Source organism: Streptomyces sp. RP5T (assembly GCF_003933965.1).
Lineage (GTDB): Bacteria > Actinomycetota > Actinomycetes > Streptomycetales > Streptomycetaceae > Streptomyces.
The window spans coordinates 1-2608 of record NZ_RSAJ01000837.1 but is presented as its reverse complement, the minus strand read 5'-3'; the positions used below and the strand labels follow the sequence as shown (position 1 = coordinate 2608).

The following is a 2608-nucleotide window of genomic DNA, read 5'->3' as shown; positions in this document are numbered from 1 at the left end:
ACCGCGGTGAGTTGGGGCCAGGGGATCCGGATCGGGGTGGGCACCGACAGCAGGGTCAGCGCGCCCTGCATTCCGGCCAGGTTGAGCCCGGTGACCAGGAGTCCGAGTGCCCCGCCCACGGCCACGACCGTCAGCGCCTCGGCGCCGACCAGCCGCAGCACTTGGCCGCGGGTGGCACCCGCGAGGCGGAGCACCGCCAGCTCGCGCACCCGGTCCGCGGTCGCCATGACCATCGTGTTGGCCAGGGAGATGCCCGTGTAGAGCAGGGCGATCCCGAGGACCAGCAGGTAGCCGTACCGGGTGGTCCGGTCGGTCCCGGGGTGACTCGCCCGCAGCCACTGCTCCCTGCTGAACACGTGTCCGCCCGCCTCGCGCAGCGCACCGGCCACGACAGCGGGGTCGGCACCGGCGGCGAGGGTGACGTCCACGCGGTCGACCTCGGCGCCGGGGGCGTTGGCCGGGGTGAGGTGGACGCCGTTGTCGCCGGTGCCGGTCGCCATCACCGCGGCGATCCGCAGCGACTTCCTGGTCCCGTCGCCGAGCCACACGTCCACGGTCTGGCCGACGGTGTGCCGCTCCCACTCCTCGTTGACGATGATCGACCGGTCGTCGAGGTCGCTCACCCTTCCGGCAGTCAGGGGCAGGTGGGTGGTCGCGGCGAGTGGTGCGGCATCGGCGGCGCGGGCCTCGGACCTGATGAGGGCCGGCCCGTCCTCCAGGACGAAGACGGCGCTCGACGAACTCGCGGAGACGGTGGTGCCGGGGATCGCGCGGAGCTTCCGCAGCGTCGGCGCGTCGAAACCGGGCCCGCTGAGGGGAGGTCCGCTCCCGGCCGGACCGGAGGTGCCGGCCGGGACGACCACGAAGTCGGCCGTGACGCGCTCGCGTGTCTCTCCGGCCCTGGCCGCGTCCAGCGTGGCGGTCGCGGCCAGCAGGGAACCCGTGAGGGCGACCATGACCAGCACGGGCGCCGCGACGGCCGCCGTACGGCGGACTCCCGCGGCCGCGTTCTCCCGCACCAGCATGCCGCCCGCCCCCGGCAGCAGGGCCGGCAGCCAGGTGAGCAGCCGGGTCGACGGACGCACCAGGACCGGTGCGAGCAGCGCGACCGCGGTGATCAGCAGCATGGGACGGCTGACGTAGGTCTTGCGGTGCAGCAACTCCCCCGGATCGGTCACCAGGGCCAGCGACAGCGTCACCACGGCGGTCAGCAGCAGACCGGCCCCGCACAGCAGACGGCCCCACGTCATGGTTCCGCTGTCCACGGAGGCCTCGCGCAGCGCTTGGGCGGCACCGGTGCGGCCCGCCCGCCAGGACGCGGCGACCACACCGAGCAGTGCGACGAGCAGCCCCGCCCAAAAGGCCATGTGGTACGGCCACTTGGCGTCCCCGACGGTGAACCAGTCCGGCGCGAGGCCGACCTCGACCACCCGCGCGGCGAGGAGCGGCGCGCCGTACGAGCCGAGCACGCAGCCCGTGGCCGAGGCGAGGACACCGACCACCAGCGCCTCCGCGCACACCGTCCGGCGGATCTGGCCGGGCGTGGCTCCCGCGGTGCGCAGCAGGCCGAACTCCCGGCGCCGCTGGGCGACCGCGAAGGCGAAGGTGGACGCCACGACGAACACCGACACGAAGGCGGTGACTCCCCCGGCCGTGCCGAACAGGGCGTTCATCGCGGTGAGCGCCTCCCGGTCGCGGTCCGGGTCGGGGTCGGCGAGACGCCGGGCGGCGCCGGTGAGGACGTGGACCGATGTGCCCTTCACCGCTTCCCGGACGGCTCGCGCGTCCGCCTCCACCACGAGTTGCGTGCTCTTCGGGGACAGCTCGGCGGCCCGGGCGTCGGTGTAGAAGACGGCGGTCTCGAAGCCCCGGGCGGGGACGGTGCCCACGACACGCACGGTGCCGTGGTCGGTGCGCACACGCTCGCCGGGACGGACCCAGTCGCCCGTGACGACCACCTCGTCCGCGGTGCGGGGTGCACGCCCCGCGGTGATCTCGTACGGGGCGAAGGCGGCGGTGGACCAGGGGTGGCCGACGAGAGAGCCCGGACCGCCCTCTGCGTGGACCGGGAAGGAGCGGTCCGGGACGACCCTGCCGAGCTGCTTCAACCTCGCCACGATGGCCTCGGGTACGGCGTGCGGGTGGGCGAGCTTGCGTGTTTCACGTGAAACATCGGCGCCGATCGAGGTCGGCACGCTCAGGGTGTTCCGGCCCTGGACGACAACGGGTGCGGTGGCGAACCGCTCGGGCTGTCTCTGCGGCGCGTCCAGCGAGGAGGCGAGGGTCAGGCCCATCACGGTGAGCAGGGCGACGCCGAGGGAGAGGGCGGTGAAGGTCCCCAGGAACGTCGACCAGCGGGTGCGCAGGGAGTGGAGGGCGATGGTCAGCACGGGCGACCCTCCCGGCGGGGCTGGATCACGGCCGCGCCGGGAGCTGCGGGCAGGGTGGCCGACCGGGCGGTTCGCGGGAGAAGGGCGGCGGGCGAGGCCGATGGCGTGGCCTCCAGCGTGGTCATATGGGCGGCGATGTCCTGCGTGCCGGCTCCCGCGAGCTCACCGTTGACGCGGCCGTCGACCAGGAAGACCACGCGGTCGGCGTAGGACGCGGC

Annotated in this window: 1 protein-coding gene and 1 pseudogene; both read right to left on the bottom strand. The window is 74.2% G+C overall.

Annotation, left to right across the window (positions count from 1 at the left end):
- The coding region (locus EHS43_RS41785) for an FtsX-like permease family protein (protein ID WP_148104260.1) at positions 1 to 2390 on the bottom strand (2390 nt) is incomplete at its 3' end.
- Positions 2384 to 2608 (bottom strand): annotated as a pseudogene (locus EHS43_RS48530) (ABC transporter ATP-binding protein); the annotation flags it as partial. The gene EHS43_RS41785 and the pseudogene EHS43_RS48530, both read right to left, overlap by 7 nt.